16 protein-coding genes are annotated in these 19,593 nt (G+C 60.8%); 12 read left to right on the forward strand and 4 right to left on the reverse strand.

The features are described from left to right. Nucleotides 1-40 precede the first annotated feature (40 nt). Nucleotides 41-337 (forward strand): DUF3144 domain-containing protein, encoded by a 297-nt coding sequence (locus K0H47_RS18095; RefSeq protein WP_003207921.1) that lies wholly within the window; start codon nucleotides 41-43, stop codon nucleotides 335-337. A gap of 3 nt (nucleotides 338-340) precedes the next feature. Here K0H47_RS18095 and K0H47_RS18100 read toward each other — a convergent pair whose 3' ends face one another. Further along, a complete protein-coding gene (locus K0H47_RS18100; RefSeq protein WP_231988871.1) occupies nucleotides 341-841 on the reverse strand; it encodes a chemotaxis protein CheY in 501 nt (166 codons plus the stop codon). A gap of 112 nt (nucleotides 842-953) precedes the next feature. Further along, on the reverse strand, nucleotides 954-1,334 hold the full coding sequence (locus K0H47_RS18105; protein WP_093199587.1) for a type 1 fimbrial protein: 381 nt from the start codon (nucleotides 1,332-1,334) through the stop codon (nucleotides 954-956). A 173-nt stretch (nucleotides 1,335-1,507) separates the two neighbouring features. On the opposite strand from K0H47_RS18105, the gene K0H47_RS18110 reads away from it, so the two are divergent. From K0H47_RS18110 to K0H47_RS18150, 9 genes are all read left to right on the forward strand, one after another. Continuing rightward, nucleotides 1,508-2,281: a molecular chaperone gene (locus tag K0H47_RS18110; RefSeq protein ID WP_235616439.1), complete on the forward strand. Its 774-nt coding sequence runs from the start codon at nucleotides 1,508-1,510 to the stop codon at nucleotides 2,279-2,281. 23 nt (nucleotides 2,282-2,304) lie between these two features. Continuing rightward, nucleotides 2,305-3,288: a fimbrial protein gene (locus tag K0H47_RS18115; RefSeq protein WP_177027256.1), complete on the forward strand. Its 984-nt coding sequence runs from the start codon at nucleotides 2,305-2,307 to the stop codon at nucleotides 3,286-3,288. A gap of 64 nt (nucleotides 3,289-3,352) precedes the next feature. After that, nucleotides 3,353-6,163, forward strand: coding sequence for an ATP-binding protein (locus K0H47_RS18120; protein WP_063031878.1), 2,811 nt, complete (start codon nucleotides 3,353-3,355; stop codon nucleotides 6,161-6,163). After that, complete coding sequence (locus tag K0H47_RS18125; RefSeq protein ID WP_063031880.1) at nucleotides 6,150-7,346, forward strand: EAL domain-containing protein; 1,197 nt, start codon at nucleotides 6,150-6,152, stop codon at nucleotides 7,344-7,346. Before K0H47_RS18120 ends, K0H47_RS18125 begins: the two co-directional genes overlap by 14 nt. A gap of 81 nt (nucleotides 7,347-7,427) precedes the next feature. Further along, nucleotides 7,428-10,616 carry a hybrid sensor histidine kinase/response regulator gene (locus K0H47_RS18130; RefSeq protein WP_063031882.1) on the forward strand — a complete coding sequence of 1,063 codons (3,189 nt, stop codon included), beginning with the start codon at nucleotides 7,428-7,430 and terminating at the stop codon, nucleotides 10,614-10,616. Nucleotides 10,617-10,674: 58 nt separating this feature from the next. Continuing rightward, nucleotides 10,675-11,322, forward strand: a complete 648-nt coding sequence (locus K0H47_RS18135; RefSeq protein WP_063031884.1) for a response regulator — start codon at nucleotides 10,675-10,677, stop codon at nucleotides 11,320-11,322. A 167-nt stretch (nucleotides 11,323-11,489) separates the two neighbouring features. Then, the gene (locus K0H47_RS18140) at nucleotides 11,490-12,092 is read left to right on the forward strand and encodes a fimbrial protein (protein WP_063031886.1); all 603 of its coding nucleotides are present in this window, start codon (nucleotides 11,490-11,492) and stop codon (nucleotides 12,090-12,092) included. Between the two features lie 73 nt (nucleotides 12,093-12,165). Then, complete coding sequence (locus K0H47_RS18145) at nucleotides 12,166-12,912, forward strand: molecular chaperone (RefSeq protein ID WP_063031888.1); 747 nt, start codon at nucleotides 12,166-12,168, stop codon at nucleotides 12,910-12,912. A gap of 86 nt (nucleotides 12,913-12,998) precedes the next feature. Next, the gene (locus tag K0H47_RS18150; protein ID WP_219273354.1) at nucleotides 12,999-15,545 is read left to right on the forward strand and encodes a fimbria/pilus outer membrane usher protein; all 2,547 of its coding nucleotides are present in this window, start codon (nucleotides 12,999-13,001) and stop codon (nucleotides 15,543-15,545) included. A gap of 1 nt (nucleotide 15,546) precedes the next feature. On the opposite strand, the gene K0H47_RS18155 is transcribed toward K0H47_RS18150, so the two are convergent. Beyond that, nucleotides 15,547-16,770 (reverse strand): MFS transporter, encoded by a 1,224-nt coding sequence (locus K0H47_RS18155; RefSeq protein WP_219273355.1) that lies wholly within the window; start codon nucleotides 16,768-16,770, stop codon nucleotides 15,547-15,549. 124 nt (nucleotides 16,771-16,894) lie between these two features. Between K0H47_RS18155 and K0H47_RS18160 the strand changes: the two genes are divergently transcribed. Continuing rightward, complete coding sequence (locus K0H47_RS18160; protein WP_219273356.1) at nucleotides 16,895-17,599, forward strand: TetR/AcrR family transcriptional regulator; 705 nt, start codon at nucleotides 16,895-16,897, stop codon at nucleotides 17,597-17,599. Here the strand turns inward: K0H47_RS18160 and K0H47_RS18165 are convergent. Beyond that, a complete protein-coding gene (locus K0H47_RS18165) occupies nucleotides 17,502-18,425 on the reverse strand; it encodes a LysR family transcriptional regulator (RefSeq protein ID WP_219273357.1) in 924 nt (307 codons plus the stop codon). The genes K0H47_RS18160 and K0H47_RS18165 overlap by 98 nt on opposite strands. A 104-nt stretch (nucleotides 18,426-18,529) precedes the next feature. Between K0H47_RS18165 and K0H47_RS18170 the strand changes: the two genes are divergently transcribed. After that, the gene (locus K0H47_RS18170) at nucleotides 18,530-18,922 is read left to right on the forward strand and encodes a hypothetical protein (protein WP_231988882.1); all 393 of its coding nucleotides are present in this window, start codon (nucleotides 18,530-18,532) and stop codon (nucleotides 18,920-18,922) included. Nucleotides 18,923-19,593 lie beyond the last annotated feature (671 nt).

The raw sequence follows: 19,593 nt of genomic DNA on the forward strand, positions 1-19,593 counted from the left end.
CGGTACCTTCGCCGCACTCACGAACAGGAAGGTAACCGCAATGCCAGACACCACCGACAACGGCTTCTATGATCGCGCGGACGCGCACATCGAGCTGTCCAACGAGCAGTTCAGGGCGTTCGCCGACCTGGGCAAAGTCAGCGCCTCGATGATGTTCGGCACCACACGCTTCAATGCCTGGGTCAGCGCACGCAGCTTTAAATCCGGCGAAGAAATGGCCCAGGCGCGTGAGGCGATGCTGAAGTATTTCTGTGATCAGTACCGGATGATGCTTGAGGATAATCTTGATGATCACATCAACAATTTCAGCAAGTACATGCTCGTTAAGGGCAGTTGAGACTCACCGACGCGACCGCAAGCTCGCGATGTTTGACGGAAGCCGCCGCTGCTGAGTATCAGCCACCATCAACGGCGTCACCGTCGCCGGCCCCCCGGTGCGCTCCACGGTTGGCATGCAGCGCGCTGCGTCAACCACGTCGAGGCAGCGGCGCAGCGAGTCGAAGTCGGGGGATTGGGACAGGGACAGGTGGATCGCCACACTGACGGACACCGACACCACCGAGCTTTGTGCGCATTGGCCGTCGTAGATCAGGGCGTGGCGGATCTGCGGATTCTCATGGCAGAACTTCAGCAAGTTCACTTCCATCGACCGCACCAGTGCCGCGTTGATAATCAACAGGTCAATCGCCACCCCCTGAATCCGGGCGATCGACTGGACTTCATTGAATGAGCTCATGGGCGCAATTCGAAAGTAGCCCAGCTGGTTGAGCATTTTCTCGATCTTGATCCGCTGGAACAGCTCTCCATCAGCAATCAATATGCGTAGCGCTTTATTTGACATAGGGAAAACCTGACAGCTGGGCCCATGAATGTTCAGTAATCATTCACCAGCCGCCAAGTTAACCCTGCGCCACGCACCTGACTCTAAGGCGATTCTGAAACCACCGCCCTCTTCAAGGCGAAGTCAGTGTGACCAGGTACTTTCCTGAGTTCACGGGTTTCCCCTGGCTATCCACCAGCGAGTATTGCTGCTGGTAATAAGAGTTCTCGCGGCCGCTATCGGACACTAGCTTCACACTCACGGCACTGTGATCAAGGGCACTGACCGAACTCACCGGCTCCACGCTGCGCACGCTGATGGCGCTGCCGCGGGCCAATGCCGGGCAGTCGTTGAGCTTCAATCCATTGGCCACGGCGAGCGGCGTGCAAGACGGCTCGACAATGCTGCCGTGGAAGTAAATGACACCTTGGCCCGCCGAGCTGGCAGCCATGCAGACACCGGATACGCCGAACAACAGGCCCGCACAGATTGCAGGCATTCCCTTGATGCTCATACCGATACTCCCGAGGTGAACAGATCTTAGTCAGGCTATCGGCCGGTCGGCGGGTTCTTTTAAGATTTGTCTGATGTTAAGCCGTGTTTTTTCAACGCCTTTGGAAATAACCACGCACCCGGGCCGGTTTTTAAGAATCGCCTGAGAGAAGCCCTCCTCACTCGCCCCTTAACATGCGCCCCGAAGCCACTCCCGGGACGCTGCACACCCACATGTCATTGCTCAATCACTCACCCACTTTTCGGGCCTGCCGGGCCCTGCTGTTCGCCGCTGCGCTGATCGCCTCACTGCTGGCTGTGGCGCCCTGCGCGCAGTCGGCGGTGAAGATTGAAGGCACGCGCCTGATCTACTTTGGCCAGGATAAAGAAGCCAGCCTCAACGTGGTCAATCAGCAGCCGCGCCAGGTGGTGGTGCAAAGCTGGATCACCCGCGAAGACGAAGATGCAACCCAGGCGGTACCCTTCGCCGTGGTGCAGCCGCTGGTGCAACTGGATGCCGGGCAACATCACGTGCTGCGGGTCCTGTATGCCGGTGAAGGGTTGCCCGGTGATAGGGAGTCGCTGTTCTGGCTCAACGTCATGGAAATCCCGCTGAAGCCGGAAAGCCCCGACAGCATGCAGTTTGCCGTGCGCCAGCGCCTCAAGCTGTTCTATCGCCCGGCAGGGCTTGAGGGCGGCTCGGCACAAGCCGTGCAGCAACTGGCATGGAGCAGCCCCGACGGGCACTCCATTGCCGTGACCAATCAGAGTGCCTTTCACCTGTCCCTGGTGAACCTGCAAATTGACTCCGGCGGCCCGGCTCACGCGCTGGACGACTACCTGCTGCTCAAGCCCGGGGAACGCAAGGTCCTCGACACTACGGCGCCCATCAACGCCGGGACGCGAATCCACTTTACCGAAATCACCGATATCGGCTTGCAGGCGCGCCATAGCGCAGCCCTCAAGTGATATATCGCGGGGAACACCGACCCATGCCACACGTTAAACACCTGCTACTGGCCGCCCTGTGCACTTGCGCCGCCCTCCCCGCCACCAGTTATGCGCTGGCCTGCCGGGAAGACGGCAGCGGATCGACCGTCGACATCGCGCCCCTCGGCACGGCATTGGCGGTGAGCGCCGATGCGCCGGACGGCACAATTATCTGGGAGTCGGGCCCACGCTCCACCAACGTGATCTGCAAGGACGACTCTAACCACGGGCGCGAGGAAGTTTACTTCTACCTGAACCCGGCGAACGTCAGCATCGGCCAGGGCATACGCGCCGGGATTCGCTACAAATCGGTGCCCATCACCCAAAGCACCGGCAAGTACGGCACCGGTTTCTTCTCCGATCGGGGCTGCACCTGGGCCAATTGCACAGGCTGGGACCAAGCCCGGTTCACGCTCAACTTCAGCGTGTTTATCGAAAAGTTTGGCACCACCCCACAAAACGGCCAGGCCAGTAACCTCACTCAATATCGAGTGTTTCAACTCGACGGTATCCAGGGCCTCAACAACAAACCCAACAGCAACCTCAACTACATCGTCACCGGGGTCAACGACATCCGCTTCGTGCCCTGCGCGCCCGAACTGACCATCACCCCCAGCGTGGTCAACTTCCCCACACCGTCGCGCAAGGCACAGATCGGCGAAGTGGCCAGTACCGCCACGTTCAACTTGAGCCTGCGCAAAGCCTGCGACACTCCGTACACGGTGGACGCACGGTTCGCCACCACACCGGGAGGCGGTAGCTTGATCAATGGTTTGCTGGTGCCGGACAACAACAGCTCCGTGGGCATCTCACTGTCCCGCGAAGACACCAGCCAAACCCTGGCCTTCAATCAGTGGTTCGCCCTGGCCAAATTGAATGCTTCCGGCCAGACCCGGCATGACTTCAGGGCCGACTTGAAGTGGCGTACGTTACCGATCCCTGGAGCCTTCGACGCAGCGGTGATTGTCGACATGTTTTACAAGTAACCGCGCGGCAGCTTTTAAGGATCGTCTTATGCCCACGCCGTAGGCGGACCTTTAAAATCCGCCGATGCGATTTAAAAGTTACCTGCTCCAACTCAATCCCGTCCTCTCCCGACCCGAAGCAGCCAGAAGGCTGCTTCGTACGTTTGCGACCGTGCTATTGGTGGGGATCCTGAGCGGTGTCTACACGTTCCTGCTGTCCACCTTCAACAATGACATCTCCCAGCGACGCGGCTACATGAGCAGCGCGATTGCCGAAGCCCATACGTTTTTCACCAACCGTGAAGCGCTGCTGGAGAGCTTGAGCCTGTCGGCGGTACGCAAATCCAGGCAGGCCAAGTCGCAGATTTACCCGGCCTCCAGCGAAGAACAGCGCCTGCTGCTGGGGGACACGCCGGGCAATCAATGGAGCATCTGGCTGACCTCACGCATGCGTGATTACCTGCAGGCCAAGCAGGTCAACCTGCTCTACGTGAACGCCGGCCCAAACCCACAAGTGACGCGCCTCTACAATTCCACGACGCAGGTGTTGCCGTTTTCCATGTGCATGCTCGACCGGCTCAAAGCGCTGCGGGTCAGCGACCTTTCGGACGTTGGCGAACTGTGGCTGAGCGACCAGACCGAAGAGCACGCGCACCTGTACCTGTTCATTCGCCTGGATGAACGCGACCCCGAGTCCGGCTGGCTGGGCCTGGAAATGGAAAGCCGGGAAGTCTCCAGCACCCTGAATGACCAGAGTGCGGGCGAGTTCATGATGCTCAACTCCCAGGGCATGCTGGTGTTTACCAACAGCCACGACGCCAGGCTGAGCGAGATACTGCTCAAGCCCAAGGGCGATAATTTTTTCGGCTTTGTGGGCAGCGGCCTGGTGCCTGATCACCTGGTGATTCGCAAACACCTGAAGTCGTCGGACTGGCAGTTGGTGTACTCGATCAACCTGCGGGACGTAGTGCGCGGGCTGTGGCGGGAACTGCTGGGGTCGTTGGTATTTTGCCTGTTCAGTGTGACCCTGATCTGGCTGGTGATGCGCCGGGTTGATCAGCGTTTCATCATCCCCTCGATCAATCGCATCCAGGCGCTGATTGAAAGCGAGGCATTCGGCCGTGACGTGATCCAGACCGCGCCGGTCGCGCTGTGTGTGCTGCGCCGCACCGATGGCCAGGTGGTGCTGGAAAACACCCTGGCCCAGCAGTGGCTGGGGGACGGCCCGGAGCGCGAGGCGTTGTGCGCCGGCTGGATTCGCCAGGCGTTCCACAGCATTGCGTCCGAGCACAGCGATTATTTCGAAACCATCGACGGCCGCCACCTTTACCTCAGCAGCGCGCCCACCCGTTACCGGGGTGAGGACGTGCTGTTTTGTGCGTTCAGCGACATCAGCGCACGCAAACAAGTGGAGGCCGCACTGGAAGAAGCCCGGCAATCGGCGGACGCGGCGAATGCTGCAAAAACCTTGTTCCTGGCAACCATGAGCCACGAAATTCGCACGCCGCTGTATGGCGTGCTGGGCACCCTGGAACTACTGGCCCGTACCCGACTCGACGCCCAGCAGAAAGACTATCTGCATGCCATCGAAGGCTCATCGGCAACCCTGCTGCAATTGATCTGCGACGTGCTGGATGTATCGAAGATCGAGGCCGGGCAACTGGCCCTGGAACTGAGCGAGTTCTCGCCGCTGGAGCTGGTCAATGAAATCATCCAGGGCTATGCCGCTGCCGCGCTCGGCAAGGGTTTGCAGTTGTATGCCTGCTTCGACCCCAAGCTGCCTGAGCGGTTGATTGGCGATGTCACGCGCATCCGCCAGATCCTCAACAACCTGCTGAACAACGCGGTGAAATTCACCGATTACGGGCGTGTGGTGTTGCGGGTCAAATTGCTCGACCGCGATGACGAACGCTCCAGCGTGTTGTGGCAAGTCTCCGACACCGGCAAAGGTATCGCCCAGGAAGATCAGTCGATGATTTTCGAGCCTTTCTATCAAACCGAAGGCAACACCAATGTGGTGGCCGGTACCGGGCTTGGGTTACCGATCTGTCAGCGCCTGACGCAATTGATGAACGGGCATATTCGCATGGTCAGCGAGCTGGGCCTGGGCAGCAGTTTCAGCCTGACGTTGCCCCTCGAAGAAGCGCCCAGCCCACCGATGAGCAGCTTGCTGGCAGAGACCATTTACGTGGTCTCGCCGATTCCCGAACTCGCACAATCCATCAGCGGCTGGCTGCGGCGCTGGGGCGCCCGTGCACAGACCGGCCAACCCACCCAGCCGGACGGCCAACTGCTGCTGGAGCTGCATCCCGGCACCGTCGAACAACCGCTGGTGCCTGACTGGCCGGGCCCGGTAATCCTGGTGAGCAGCAGCAGTTGCAACACCCAGCAGACCGAGGCCGGCGCGTGGCACGTCAACCTCAACCAATTGAGCGCGATTCACCAGGCGGTCAGCCAGGTACAAGGGTTGTGGGTCGCGCGGGTCGATGAGCAGTCAAAAAAGCGTGAACTGCAAAAGCTCAACCTGCACGTGCTGGTGGCCGAGGACAACGTCATCAATCAATTGATTTTGCGCGACCAACTCGAAGAGCTCGGCTGCACCGTTGAGCTGGCCGGCGATGGTCATGAAGCGTTGCTGCTGTGCAAAGCCTCACGTTTCGACGTGGTGCTGACGGATGTGAATATGCCCCGGGTCAACGGTTACGAGTTAGCCAGGGAACTGCGCCGTCAAGGCTGTTCGCTGCCCATCATCGGGGCCACCGCCAACGCCATGCGAGGCGAGGCCGACCTGTGCCTGGCCGCCGGGATGAACCATTGCCTGGTCAAACCCTTTGCGTTGCGGGCCCTCTTCAATTCCCTGGCGCCTTACGCACGGATCCCCCATGAAGCCTTATAGTATTTTGATCGTCGAGGACCATCCCCTGCAGCACATCTACCTGCAGAACCTGCTCAGTGAGCTGGGGGATTTCCTCCTTGAAGCGGCCCAAGATGGCAAGGAAGCGCTGGAGCGGTTGCGCCAGCGCGATTTCGACCTTGTGCTGACGGATCTGCTGATGCCGGGCATGGATGGCGTGCAGTTTATCCAGAGCCTGGCGAGCCTACGGTGCAAGCCCGCCCTGGCGATCATGAGTGCCGCGTCCCGGCGCATGTTGATGGCGGCCAGCCTGGTGGCGAAAAACCTCGACGTGGAAGTGATAGGGCTGATTTCAAAACCGGTGGCGGCCGAAGCCCTGCGCAACCTGGTGAATCAACTCAACGACAAGGACCGCAGCCCTTCGCCGCCGATGCTCCCCGCCCACCTGGAAATAGACCGGCAGACGATCATCCAGGCGATGGGCGACGGCCAATTCCAGGCCTGGTTCCAACCGAAAAAATCCTTGGCCAACGGCCGCATCGTCGCCGCCGAAGCGCTGGTGCGCTGGATGCATCCCGAGCAAGGCGTGATGCTGCCGGCCTCGTTTTTACCGGCCATCAAAGCTTTCGAGCTGGAAGAGCGCCTGCTGTGGATCGTGCTGAAACAGGCCATCCATGCCCAGGAACGCTGGCGCCAGCGCGGTTACGAGATTCCGGTGTCGATCAACTTGCCGACCCATTTGCTCAACAGCCACGACCTGGCAGACCGCCTGCTGGAGTTTGTGCTGCACCACCAGGGCATCCCGGGGATGATTTGCTTTGAGCTGATGGAGTGTTCGGTGCCCCAGGACATCAGCAACTTCTACGCTGGCGCATGCCGCTTGCGCATCAAGGGGTTCGGCCTGTCCCAGGACGATTTCGGCAAGGGCTACAGTTCTTACCTGAACCTGGTCTCGACCCCGTTTACCGAGCTCAAGATCGACCAGGCGCTGGTGCAGGGTTGCCACGACAACGAAGGCATGGCGTCGGCCCTGGCCAGCATCATCGCACTGGGCCGCAAGCTGGGACTGACGGTGGTTGCCGAAGGTGTCGAAACGCCCCAGCAACTGGCCCTTTTGCGCAAAATCGACTGCACCCAGGTGCAGGGTTTCCTGATCTCCCACGCGGTCTCTTCAGACCAATTCCAGCAACTATTGAACAATGATGGCCCCGCGACATCTCACTAGTCCGCGGCCTGGCTTTGTTTAATCTATAAAGGAGTAAGCTCCATCCAGCGCCGATTTCTCATCCGTCTGCGGAAATCATCAATGAAGCACAACAACGCGATCCTGGAAGCATTCACCCGCAGTTCGCTGCGCCTGAACAAAGGGCTGATGGTGGTGCTTGGACTCGCGTTGTTGCTGGCGGGCACCAGCTACTGGGCATTGCATCGGGTGATCGACGAGCAGCACGCGGCCGTGCGTTTTCACTTCGCACGGCTGATGGAAAACATCCATGAACAGGAGGCCTTCCTGAGGATCCTGGCGCAGCCCGCTACCCAGCGCGAACTGATGAGTGACAAGAACGTCCAGTTCACCCTTGAAAACCAGCGCATCGACGCCCGCGGTACGCTGTATGAAGGCCGCGAGTTTGGCTTTTCGGTGCCGTTCAGCGCCCAGTTCGATGCACAACACGTCACGGCCAGCGAGCAGCAGAAGATCTTTGCCCTGGGGGCCCACCTGGCCAACTACTACAGTGCGTTCTGGTCATCGTCGCCCTATCAGTCGCCACAGGCCTTTATCACCAACCGTCTCGTTCACTACCGCCTGGCGGTGCCGGCAATCGGGTTCCGGAGCTGGGACAAAATCGCCGCCGGTGCCCCGGCCGACGCAAACGTTGAAGCCGCGCTTGATCAGCTCAGCGAGCTCTCTCAACCCCTGGCCGAGGATCAGTTGTACTGGGAAACCTACCGGCCAGCCGAGAGCGCCCTAGCGCCGCCCCGGCTGCTGGCGTACATCGGCATCCCGCTGACCCCGCAGGTGCTACGTGCAGGCGAAGGCAACCACCAGGTGGTGGTTGCCACCCTGCTGGACATGGCCCAAGTCAACGATATGGAACGCACCATGGAGTGGTCGACCTATGACCGTTTCACCTTGATCTCACCCGCCGGCCAGACCCTGACCGGGCCGCCGGCTGACCAAGCGTCACTGGGTGAGGGCCTCAACTTCCGCCCTGACGGCCTGGCGTTCAAGATCACCAGCAGCGCCGGGCCGCAGTGGACGGCGATCTACGGGATCAGTTTCAGGCATTTTTTCCGTTCTGCATTGTGGCCACTGAGCAGCCTGGCGCTGGTGCTGTGCAGTGTGCTCGCGATGGGCTGGGCCGGCAGCCGCTGGTACAGGAAGCAAGTGATTCGCCCGGCGCGCCAGGCCCATGAACGCATCGCCGAAGCCGTTGCATTCAGCCGGGTGATCATCGATACCGCCCCCACCGGGCTGTGTGTGGTGCGCCGTGAAGATAAACAGGTGTTGATCGAGAACCAGCGCGCCCAGCAATGGCCGGGCACCACCAAATTGGTGGCCTCGCTCAACCGTTATAACGACAGCGCCGACACCGGCGAGACCCATCTTGAAATCGACGGCCGCCACCTGCAAATCGGCTTCGTCTCGACCCGCTATCAGGGCCAGGATGTGCGGCTGTATGCATTCAATGACGTCACCCGGCATATCGAGGACGCGCAGGCCCTGGAAGAGGCCAGGAGCGCCGCCGACGCGGCCAACGAGGCCAAGACATTGTTCCTGGCAACCATGAGCCATGAAATTCGCACGCCTTTGTACGGTGTGCTCGGCACCCTTGAGTTGCTGGGCCTGACGCCGCTGGACCCGCGCCAGAAAACCTACCTGAACACCATCCAGCGTTCGTCTGCCACCTTGTTCCAGTTGATCAGCGATGTGCTGGACGTGTCGAAAATCGAGTCCGGGCAGATGGCAATCGAAGCCGTCGAATTTTGCCCGCTGGACATGCTCGAAGACACCCTGCATACCTACGCCGCGTTCGCCCAGCGCAAGGGCCTGCAATTCTATGCCTGCATTGATGCGCAACTGCCGGACTGCGTACTGGGCGACCCGATGCGGATTCGCCAGATCCTGAACAACCTGGTAAGCAACGCCCTCAAGTTCACCGACATCGGCCGCGTGGTGATTCGTGCCAGGGCGACCCGGCGCGGTACGGACCAGGTCGACCTGGAGTGGCAAATCACCGACTCCGGCGTTGGGATCAGCGAAGCCCAGCAGATCAAGCTGTTCGACCTGTTTTACCAGGCCCCAGACACCGCCGGCCAAGGCGGCGCCGGGCTGGGCCTGCCGATTTGCCGTTGGCTGGCAGAGATGATGGACGGCGAGATCAAGGTGGTCAGTGAACCCGGCCTCGGCAGCAGTTTCACCCTGAAGATGAGCTTGCTGGTGTGCGCCAGCGAGGTGCCGGGGCTGCCGCCGATTGAGCCAGGCGCAGCACCGGTGTATGTGCAGGCGCCGGTGCGTGAGTTGGCAGAGTCGATGTGCGACTGGCTCAACCGCCTGGGCATTCAAGCGGCACTGGCCGCGTTGCCCCTGGAACAACAATCGCCCCAGGCGGTGCTGGTGGATATGCTACCCACCGGCCCGCTGCAACCCTGGGCCGGCCAGCGCGTGCTGTGCGTGCCCGGGGCCCATAGCCCGCCGCTGTACACCGCACAGGGCTGGGAAGTGGACATGCACGATGTGCGCGCCGTTGCGGCCACCGTTTCACTGGCGCAACAAGGCAAGCACGAACCACCTCTGCAGCCCGAACAACAGAGCGCCGGGCCACTGGGGCTGCGCATATTGGTCGCCGAGGACAACCCGGTGAACCAGGCCATTATCCAGGAACAACTGGAAGCACTCGGCTGCACGGTGACCTTGGCATCCAATGGCGAGCAGGCGATGCACCTGTGGCAACCCAACGCCTTTGACCTGGTGTTGACGGACGTGAATATGCCGTTGATGAACGGCTACGACCTGGCGCGTACACTCAGGGAGCATGACCCTCAGTTGCCGATCATAGGGGTCACCGCGAACGCCATGCGCGAGGAAGGCATTCGTTGCCTGGCGGTAGGGATGAACGCCTGGCTCGTCAAGCCCTTGAGCCTGCAAACCCTGCGTGCGCAACTGGTGAAGCTGTGCAAACCGACGGTGCGCGTCGAGCCGCCGGTGATGGATACGGTTCAGCTTTCGGAAAAAATGCGGCCTTTGTTTATCAGCAGCGTGCAGCAGGATTTGCAGCGAATCAGTGCCGCGCTCGAGCAACGCGATTGCCGCAGCCTCGGCCAGACACTGCACTCGCTTGCCGGCGCGCTGGGGGCCGTGCAGGCCCTCAGCCTGGCCCAGGCGTGTATCGAGCTGGAGACCCAACTGGCGGGCGGAAGGCTCAACGGCACGCTGGAACTGCAGGTAAAGCAGGTTATCGGCAGGCTGTCGGCCCTGCTCGGGACGCAGCTATGAATCCCAAGGCCTTGCGCGAACACCTCACTCACTTGAACCGGCATCACGGGCAACCCTTATGAAAAAACTCAATGTGGTTATCGCAGACGACCACCCCATCGTGCTTCTGGGCGTGCGTGAACTGGTCGAGCGCGACGAGCGCTTTCAAGTGGTCGGTGAAGCCATCTGTTCCGCAGGCCTGATCGCGTTGCTCGACCAGCAACCCATCGACGTCGTGATTACCGATTACAACATGCCGGGGGACTCGCCCTACGGCGACGGCTTGAAGCTGGTGGAATACCTCAAGCGGCATTTCCCTCACCTGCAGATCCTGATTTTGACGATGATTTCCAATCAGCTGATTCTGACCCGCCTGCAGGAGTTGGGCGTGGTCGGCGTGATCCAGAAAAGCCAGTTGCACACGGAAATCCAGATCGCCCTGAAAGCCATTGCCCAGCAGGCGCTATACCGCAGCCTGGAGCCGGCCAAAACCTCGGTGATCGAGTCGATGACCGCCATCGACGAACGCTTCTCCACCCTGTCGCCGAAGGAGTTCGAGATACTGCGTTTATTTATATCGGGCAAAAGCGTGAGTGATATTGCGCGCAGCCAGAACCGAAGTTCCAAGACTATAAGCGCGCAAAAAATATCCGCCATGCGCAAACTTGAAGTCACCAGCGACCAGGACTTATTAGCCTATTGCCTGGCACAAAACATATTCAACTAATTCAAATTCAAACAACAACTAACAAGCCATTCCCGGTTATGGCTTTTCACCTCCCACGCCACGCCAGAGCCTTATAAGAATCGTCTTATTCCCTCTAAAGCGCTGACTCCTTATTGTTCGTTGGCAGTTTCAATCCTGTATACCAACCCACACTAACGGACATCATCATGAAGAAGTTTTCCCTGGCCCTTATCGCAATGTCGGTACTTGCCGCCTCCGGCACTGTATTGGCCGAAGACCCGCCGGTGACAAAGCCAACCGCCGGCGGCAGCGGCAAAATCACCTTCACCGGCGTGATCAACAACGATGCCTGCTCGGTCGACGGCGCCAACGCTGATCGCGTGATCTCGGTAGACATGGGCACCGTCTCGATCAAAGACATGGGCACCGCCGAGAACCCGGCCTCGGGTCGCATCACCGCCAAGGACTTCAATCTCAGTGTGAACTGCAACCAGGGCACCAAAGTGGCGATGCTCTTTGACGCCAACAACGGCGGTTCGGGCCTGGTCACCGGCAAGAAAGTATTGGCACTGAACCCGGGCAACGGCAGCGCCACCAACGTCGGTATCGCCCTGCTGGACAGCAACGGCGCACTGATCGACCTCAGCTCTCCATCCACCGCGCGCATTGAAAGCGCCATGCACGGCCAGGGTGAAGGCGGCGACGCAACCCTGAGCTTCGCAGCGGCGTACGTCACCACCGGTGCCACCGGCACCTCCACGGCCGGTCGCGGTGACGCCACACTGCCGTTCATCCTGCAATACGAGTAACCGGTACGCCGTACCTGATACGTGCGAGGCCTTCGGGCCTCGCCATTCACCCGACCACCCAACGGTAGAAATCATGTTGCCTCGTTACATTGCCGCGGGCCTGGGGCTGTTGACCCTGCTCATGGCTGCCCAGGCCGCCGCCAGCATTTCACTGAGTGCCACGCGCATCGTGTTTGATGGCGATCACAAGGAAGCCAATATCACCGTGCGCAACGGTAACCAGGATGTGTTGATTCAATCCTGGGTCGACACCAACGATGCGCGAGCCAATGCGGCACCATTCGCCGTGACCCCGCCGCTGGCCCGGATCTTTGCCAAGGAGCAGCAGCTGCTGCGCATTCTCTACCAGGGCGCGGGCATGCCAACGGATCGCGAATCCGTTGTGTGGCTCAACGTCCAGGAGATCCCGCAAGCCGCAGCTTCCGAAAACACCTTGCAATTGGCCGTACGCCAACGCATCAAGATCTTTTTCCGCCCCGCCGGTTTGCCGGGCAATGCCTTGTCAGCGCCCACGCAACTGGAATGGCAACTGGCCAAGCGCGACGCAGAGTTGGTGCTGACGGTAAAAAACCCGACGCTGTATCACGTGTCCATGGCCGATATAAAACTGCAGGCCGGACAACAAACCGAACTGGCGGCCGACTCGACCATGATTGCACCGGGGGCAGAAAAACAGTTCAGCGTTAAACAACTTAACGGCCACGACGCATTGCAACTGTCGTTTTCCAGCATCAATGACTACGGCGCACAAAATAAATACACCGCACAACTTTCAACCCGCTTGGCTGCCAAGGCAATTGAGGCCCGCGCCAAGCCATAAGCACTTCCCTTAACCCCAGGTTCGCTTCGAGTGTGTACTCGCGTGCCTCGCCTGTGTGTCAAACAGGGATGATATAGGTTCTTTGCATGTTTTTTCCTTTAGGCAACAGGCCCAATCATTACACTGGCGAGCGCATAACCCGCGCGTCGAACACCTGCACACCGTTGAAGCTGAGCACGCTTTCGGTGGCGATTTTTGCAAGTTCCTGGGCATTTGCTGATGACCCCTCCCAGGCAGCCTTCAACACCACCTTCCTGCAGGGCGCACAATCCTCGGTGGACCTGCAACAGCTGCTGTCCGCCAACAGCGTGCTACCCGGCAATTACCGGGTCGACCTGTACAGCAACGAAATGCTGGTGGGCCGGCGCGACATCGACTTCAAGCGCAACCCCAAGACCGGCCGCGTCGACCCGTGCCTGACCCTCGACCTGCTCAAACAACTGGGCATCGACATGACCCGGCTGCAAGCCCTGGGCAAATTCGACCCGGACCTGCCACAGGACTGCTACGACCTCTCGGTGCTGGTCGACCAAGCCACCCTGCGCTACGACGCCAGCCGCCTGCGCCTGGCGGCGAGCATTCCGCAAGTCGCGATGCAGCGCGGCATGCGTGGTTATGTCGACCCAGAACTGTGGGACGACGGCGTGCCGGCTGCGTTTATCAACTATCAGCTCAATAGCAGCCGCACCGCTGGCGACTACAAGACGCGCATCAACAACAACCTGGGGCTGCGCAACGGCATCAACCTGGGGGCGTGGCGCCTGCGTAACGAGTCCAACCTGAGCAATGGCACCGGGCGCCCAAGTACCTTCACCAGCAACCGCAGCTATGTGCAGCATGACGTGACCGCGCTCAAAGGGCAGTTCAGCGCCGGTGAGATTTTTTCCGATACCGACCTGTTCGACAGCGTGCGCTACCGGGGCCTGAAGCTGGCTTCCGACGAAGGCATGCGCGCCGACAGCGAGCGCGGTTATGCGCCGGTGATTCGCGGCGTGGCCCAGACCAACGCCACGGTAGAGATCCGCCAGAACGGCTACATCCTGTACACGGCCAACGTCGCGCCGGGACCGTTCGAGATCAATGACATCTACCCCAGCGGTTCGAACGGCGACCTGGAAATCACCATCATCGAAGCCGACGGCCGCCGCCGCGTGACCATGCAGGCGTTCTCAAGCCTGCCGATCATGGTGCGTGAAGGCCAGGTCAAATACAGCGTCTCGGCCGGTAAATTCAGCAGCAACGCCGACGGTCTGGCGAGCCCGCAATTTATCAGCAGCACCGTCGCCTACGGCCTCACCAGCAACCTGAGCGGCATCGTCGGCCTGCAGGTCAGTGACGACTACAAGGCACTGTCCGTGGGCGCCGGTCGCAATACGGCGTTTGGCGCGGTGTCCCTGGACGTCACCCATTCCTCCAGCACCGCCCAGGGGCAGACCATCCAGGGCAACAGCGTGCGCGCGTTGTACGCAAAGACCTTCGCCGGCACCGACACCAACTTCACCCTGGCCGCGTATCGCTACTCGACCGAGGGTTACCGAACCCTCACCGACCACGTCGAGGACATCAGTGAAGGCATTCGCGCACGCAGCGGTAACTCGAAAACCCGCACCGACCTCACGATCAACCAAAGCATCGGCCGCAACCGTGAGTTCGGCAGCCTCTACGTAAACGCCAGCGACCAGCGTTATTGGAACCGTGGCGGCTCCCAGAGCTTTTCCGCCGGCTATAACAACAACTGGGGCGACCTGAGCTACGACCTCGGTGTGACACGCACCAAGCAACTCGTCACCTGGGGCGCGCCCAGCTCCGACACCCAGCTCAACCTGTCGTTTTCCTTCCCCTTGGGCAGCCAGGCGCGCGCGCCACGGGCGTTCGTCACCACCAGCACCCAGCAAGGCGACACAAGCACCCAGGCGGGGATCAACGGCTATGTTTCCGATACCAGCGATACCTTCTACTCGGTGCAGGCCGGCAACAGCAGCACCAGTGGCAACTCGGGCTCGGCCAACCTGACCAGCAGAACCTCCATGGCCGACATCAGCCTGGGATATAGCCAGGGCCGTGGCTACAACTCGCAAAACCTCAACCTCGCAGGCTCAGTGGTGGCCCACGCCGGCGGGATCAACCTGGGGCAAACCGTCAGCGAAACCTTCGCACTGGCCGAAGTGCCGGGCATTTCAGGCGCAAAAATCAGCAGCTACAGCGGGGTTGAAACCGGCCGCAATGGCTACGCCGTCATCCCGAACGCGCAGCCTTACCGGGTAAACTGGATCAGCCTCGACACCCGCGACCTGGGCGGCGACGTTGAAATCACCCAGGCCACCCAACAACTGGTGCCACGCCGGGGTGCGGTGGTATTGGCCCGCTACAGCGGCAAGACCGGGCGTCGTGTGCTGTTCGAATTGTTTGATGCACAGCAACAGCGGATAGCGTTTGGCGCGTCACTGGAAGATGCCAGCGGCAAGCAGCTTGCCATTGCCGACCCGAGTGGCAACGCACTGGTGTTGGTGGAGGAAGACCAGGGCAGCCTTACGATCAAGTGGGGTGACAAGCACTGTACGGCGGCGTTCGCCATGCCCCCGCAGAACAAGGCGTTGAACTATGAACGCCAGCGGCTGGTGTGCCAGCCTTGACTCAATGCCCGCTGACGGCGGGCTTGCCGTGCGCCCTGTGCCCCGGTTTGAAGCCATGGTTGCGCCCGGCCCACGTAATCGCAAAACCCACCGCCAGCAACACCAACATCGCCCACGGGAATGACGCCACACCCCAGGTATCGAGCAACACTCCGCCCACCACACCACTTCCCGCAATGGCGCTGTTCCAGGCCACCACATTCAGCGACAGCGCCACGTCCGCACCATCGCCGGCCGCGTCCGCCAATGCGGTTTGCAGCAACGTTGCCGCGCCACCAAAACTCAAGCCCCACACCGCCACACCGGCATAAATCACCCCGGGCACCTGCGCGAGAAAACCAAACGCCAGGCACGTCGCCGCAAAGCCCGCCAGGCTGACCAGCACCGTCTTGCGCAACGCCACATCCACCAACCGGGCGGTCACCCAAATCCCGAGCAGCGCCGCGATACCAAACACCAACAACACCAGATCCACACGATCCACCAAACCCGCCGGGGCCACGAACGGCGCGATGTAGGTATAGAGAATGTTATGGGCGAGCATCCATGAGATCACCACCGCCAGCACTGGCCGTACGCCCGGCGTGGTCAGCACCTTGCGCAAAGGCATGCGCTGATGGGCCGACTGGCCGGGATAATCCGGCACTTTCACTAGCACCCAGACAATCAACACCAGGGTCAGCGCCGACATGATCCCGAACGTGGTGCGCCAGCCCACCAGCCCACCCAGCCAGGTGCCCAGCGGTACGCCGAGTGACAGGGCAATCGGCGTTCCTACCATGGCCAGCGCCAACGCCTTGCCCTGCTGATGTGGCTCAACCATGCGCCGCGCATAGCCGGCCAACAAACTCCAGGCCAGCCCCGCCGCCATCCCGGCGAGGAACCGCGCCAGCAACGTCAGCCCGTAGTGGGAGGACAGCGCCGTGATGGAATTGAACAGCAGAAAACCGACGATGGTCAGTAGCAGCACATTGCGTCTACGCCAGCCGCGAGTAGCGATGGTCAGCGGGATCACCGCCAGCACCGAACCCAGCGCATAGGCGGTGACCATCTGCCCGGCCATGGACGCTGAAACGCCCAGCCCTTCGCTGATCAGCGGCAACAGGCCCGCCGGCAGGGTTTCGGTGACGATGCAGATAAAACCGGTCATGGCCAGGGCGAGCAAGGCGCCGATGGGCAAGCGGTCGGGAACGGCATCTGCCGATAAGGTGGTTGAGGGGGTCACAGGGAAACTCCTTGAACAAGAGGACTTAAATACCGATCGATATAAATGTTGGGCGCACCAACCAGCGTTGTCAACGACTTATGTATCGACTAGTATTTATCTCATCACCCGAGAGGATTCCCCCATGGCGCAGATGGGCCGCCCCCGCACTTTCGACCGCGACCAAGCCGTGGAACAGGCCATGCACCTGTTCTGGGAGCATGGTTATGACGCCACGTCCCTGAGCCAGTTGAAAGCCGGATTGGGCGGCGGCATCTCCGCGCCGAGTTTCTACGCGGCGTTCGGCTCCAAGGACGCGCTGTTCCAGGAGTGCGTGCAGCGTTATCTGGCGACGTTCGCCCAGGTCACCGAATGCCTGTGGGATGACAGCCTGCCACCGCGCCAGGCCATCGAGACGGCGCTGCGCCAATCGGCGCGCATGCAGTGTGAAGAGGGGCATCCCAAAGGCTGCATGGTAGCCCTGGGCGTGATGAGCGCGCCCTCCCCCGAGAACGCACAAGTCACCCATGGGCTGACTCAGTCGCGGGAGCGTACAAGAGCAGGCATCGTGCATTGCGTCGAGCGTGGCATCCGGGCAGGCCAGTTACCCGCCGAGACCAACGCCCGTGCCATGGCTACGGTCTACGACAGTTTCCTGCAAGGCGTGTCGATCCTGGCTCGGGATGGCGTCGACGCTAATGCCATCGACACTGCCATCGGCCAACTGATGCTGACCTGGGATTTATCCGCCGCTACAGCGCCGCCCATTCGGCGCGATGCTCCAGCAGAAAGTCCACAAACGCCCGCACCCGATGGGGCACATAGCGGCCGTGGGGATACAGCAAGGTAAACGGCCGTGAGCGCCCGCCGTAAGGCTGCAACACCTCCACCAGGCTGCCGTTGGCCAACTCCTCCTCTACGATGAACTTGTAGGTCTGGAATAACCCCGCGCCGTGCTTGGCCAGGGTTACGCCACCCAGCACGTCGTCAGAGCAGCTGTAGCCTGCTTCCCCAGCAAACTCCCGCTCCTTGCCGTCCACCTGGAACAACCAGGAAATACGCCGCCCGTTGCTCGGCAATTCGTACTGGATGCACTCATGGTCCGGCAAATCCTCCAGGGCCTGGGGCGTCCCGGCACGCTTCAGGTATGACGGCGCCGCAACCACCACCAGCCTGGCGTCTTCCAGCAACCGCGCGATCAGCGTCGAGTCCGGCTGGGCACGCACGCGGATGGCCAGGTCATAACCTTCGGCGACGAAATCGATGTTGCGGTTGCTGATGTGGATATCCACGCTGACTTGCGGGTACAGCGCACGGAATTTCGGCAGCAGCGGCAGGATCCGGTGATGGCCGTAGGTGGTCGGGATGCTGATACGCAACAGCCCGGACGGTACCGATTGCGCGCCCATCATTTCCTGCTGGGCTTCCACCAGTTGCGTCAGCGCCTGGCGGCATTGCTCGAAAAATGTCCGGCCGCCATCAGTCAGGCGGATGCTGCGGGTGGTGCGCACAAACAACCGGGAACCCAGGCGCTCTTCCAGCCGCGAGATGCTGCGGCTCACCGCCGCCGGCGTCACGCCCGCCACCTGGGCGGCAGCGGTAAAGCTGCTGGCCTCGGCAGCCAGGCAGAACAGCTCGATGCTGCCCAACTGCAAATCTTCGAAATGGCGCTTCATGATTGATTACACCGGGTATCTACTTGGGGATTCACCCGCTCTATTTATCAGCAAGGGCCGCATAAATATAGGGGCCCTACCTGGCCCGTGCTTGCTTTCATTCCATGCACACCGCCCACAACTTCCGTGGCAATGCTCCGTCGTTGGACCTTGCGAACTCCATCAACAACCAGCCGGTCGTGGTCAACCGATTACCGAATACCGACCGTGGTTCGCAGATCGACTCCCTGCAAAAAGGCGTGTATTTCCAGGACCAGATCAAGTTCGACGAGGCCACCACCTCGCGCGCAGGGTTGGTGTACAAGGCTGGCAACGGCCTGGCACCGTACCTGAGCTACAGCGAATCGTTCTTCCCGGTAGCGGGTGTGAGCAAGGCCGGGCAAGTGTTTGTGCCCACCGAAGGCAAACAGTACGAGTTCGGTGACTTACCGCTGGTAGGCCAACAACGGCTCACTCAGCGGTTCGGGGCGTCAGGCATATGGCGTTGGGGGCGGTGATTGGGGGCATATCCGTTGGTTTTGTTACGGCTACTATTGGTTCCGCTCTTACAGCGGCTCACTTTTGAAAAGCGCAAAAGTAAGCAAAACGCTCTTGCCCCACCACTCGGCACCTCGCCTGGGCTCGGTGTGCCCGAACGAAGGCTTTGGAGCGTGGGCCGCCGCGATGGGCCATCCTTGGCCCAGCGCGGCTAACCCGGCGTCCTGCCGGGTTACCCACGCTCCAAAGCCTGCGTTCGGCCAGCGTGGTTTAATGGGGCGCCTAAGATCAAGATCAAAAGCAGATCAACAGCACAGCGGCCTACAGGCCGGCTTGAGTGTGGTGAAGCAACAGCAAGATCAGAAGCTAAAGCGGGCACGGTCCAAATGTGGGAGCGGGCTTGCTCGCGAAGGTCGTTAACGATGATGCGGGCATTCTGGATGAACGCGGCGGTCTCAGGTTTTTCGCGAGCAAGCCCGCTCCCACAGAAAAGCAGCTCTGCTTTCGCTCTCGATCTTGCCTCTGCTTCTAACACTCAAGCCGGCCTGTAGGCCGCTGTGCTCTTGCTTTTGATCTTGATCTGACTGCCCCATTCAGCCCGAGGCCGAACGCAGGTATTGAGGAGCGGGTAAACCGGCAGGACGCCGGTTTAGCCGCGCCGGGCCATGGATGGCCCGTCGCGGCGGCCCGC

Origin of the sequence: Pseudomonas sp. Xaverov 83 (assembly GCF_019352905.1) — a bacterium.
Classification (GTDB): Bacteria; Pseudomonadota; Gammaproteobacteria; order Pseudomonadales; family Pseudomonadaceae; genus Aquipseudomonas; species Aquipseudomonas yamanorum.

Bases quoted from the DNA above. Each gene is read 5' to 3' on its own strand.
- K0H47_RS18135 (WP_063031884.1), top strand. From the start codon at position 10,675: ATGAAAAAACTCAATGTGGTTATCGCAGACGACCACCCCATCGTGCTT.
- K0H47_RS18115 (WP_177027256.1), top strand. From the start codon at position 2,305: ATGCCACACGTTAAACACCTGCTACTGGCCGCCCTGTGCACTTGCGCC.
- K0H47_RS18170 (WP_231988882.1), top strand. From the start codon at position 18,530: ATGCACACCGCCCACAACTTCCGTGGCAATGCTCCGTCGTTGGACCTT.
- K0H47_RS18100 (WP_231988871.1), bottom strand. From the start codon at position 841: ATGTCAAATAAAGCGCTACGCATATTGATTGCTGATGGAGAGCTGTTC.
- K0H47_RS18110 (WP_235616439.1), top strand. From the start codon at position 1,508: ATGCGCCCCGAAGCCACTCCCGGGACGCTGCACACCCACATGTCATTG.
- K0H47_RS18130 (WP_063031882.1), top strand. From the start codon at position 7,428: ATGAAGCACAACAACGCGATCCTGGAAGCATTCACCCGCAGTTCGCTG.
- K0H47_RS18165 (WP_219273357.1), bottom strand. From the start codon at position 18,425: ATGAAGCGCCATTTCGAAGATTTGCAGTTGGGCAGCATCGAGCTGTTC.
- K0H47_RS18125 (WP_063031880.1), top strand. From the start codon at position 6,150: ATGAAGCCTTATAGTATTTTGATCGTCGAGGACCATCCCCTGCAGCAC.
- K0H47_RS18105 (WP_093199587.1), bottom strand. From the start codon at position 1,334: ATGAGCATCAAGGGAATGCCTGCAATCTGTGCGGGCCTGTTGTTCGGC.
- K0H47_RS18145 (WP_063031888.1), top strand. From the start codon at position 12,166: ATGTTGCCTCGTTACATTGCCGCGGGCCTGGGGCTGTTGACCCTGCTC.
- K0H47_RS18095 (WP_003207921.1), top strand. From the start codon at position 41: ATGCCAGACACCACCGACAACGGCTTCTATGATCGCGCGGACGCGCAC.
- K0H47_RS18160 (WP_219273356.1), top strand. From the start codon at position 16,895: ATGGCGCAGATGGGCCGCCCCCGCACTTTCGACCGCGACCAAGCCGTG.
- K0H47_RS18150 (WP_219273354.1), top strand. From the start codon at position 12,999: ATGTTTTTTCCTTTAGGCAACAGGCCCAATCATTACACTGGCGAGCGC.
- K0H47_RS18140 (WP_063031886.1), top strand. From the start codon at position 11,490: ATGAAGAAGTTTTCCCTGGCCCTTATCGCAATGTCGGTACTTGCCGCC.
- K0H47_RS18120 (WP_063031878.1), top strand. From the start codon at position 3,353: ATGCGATTTAAAAGTTACCTGCTCCAACTCAATCCCGTCCTCTCCCGA.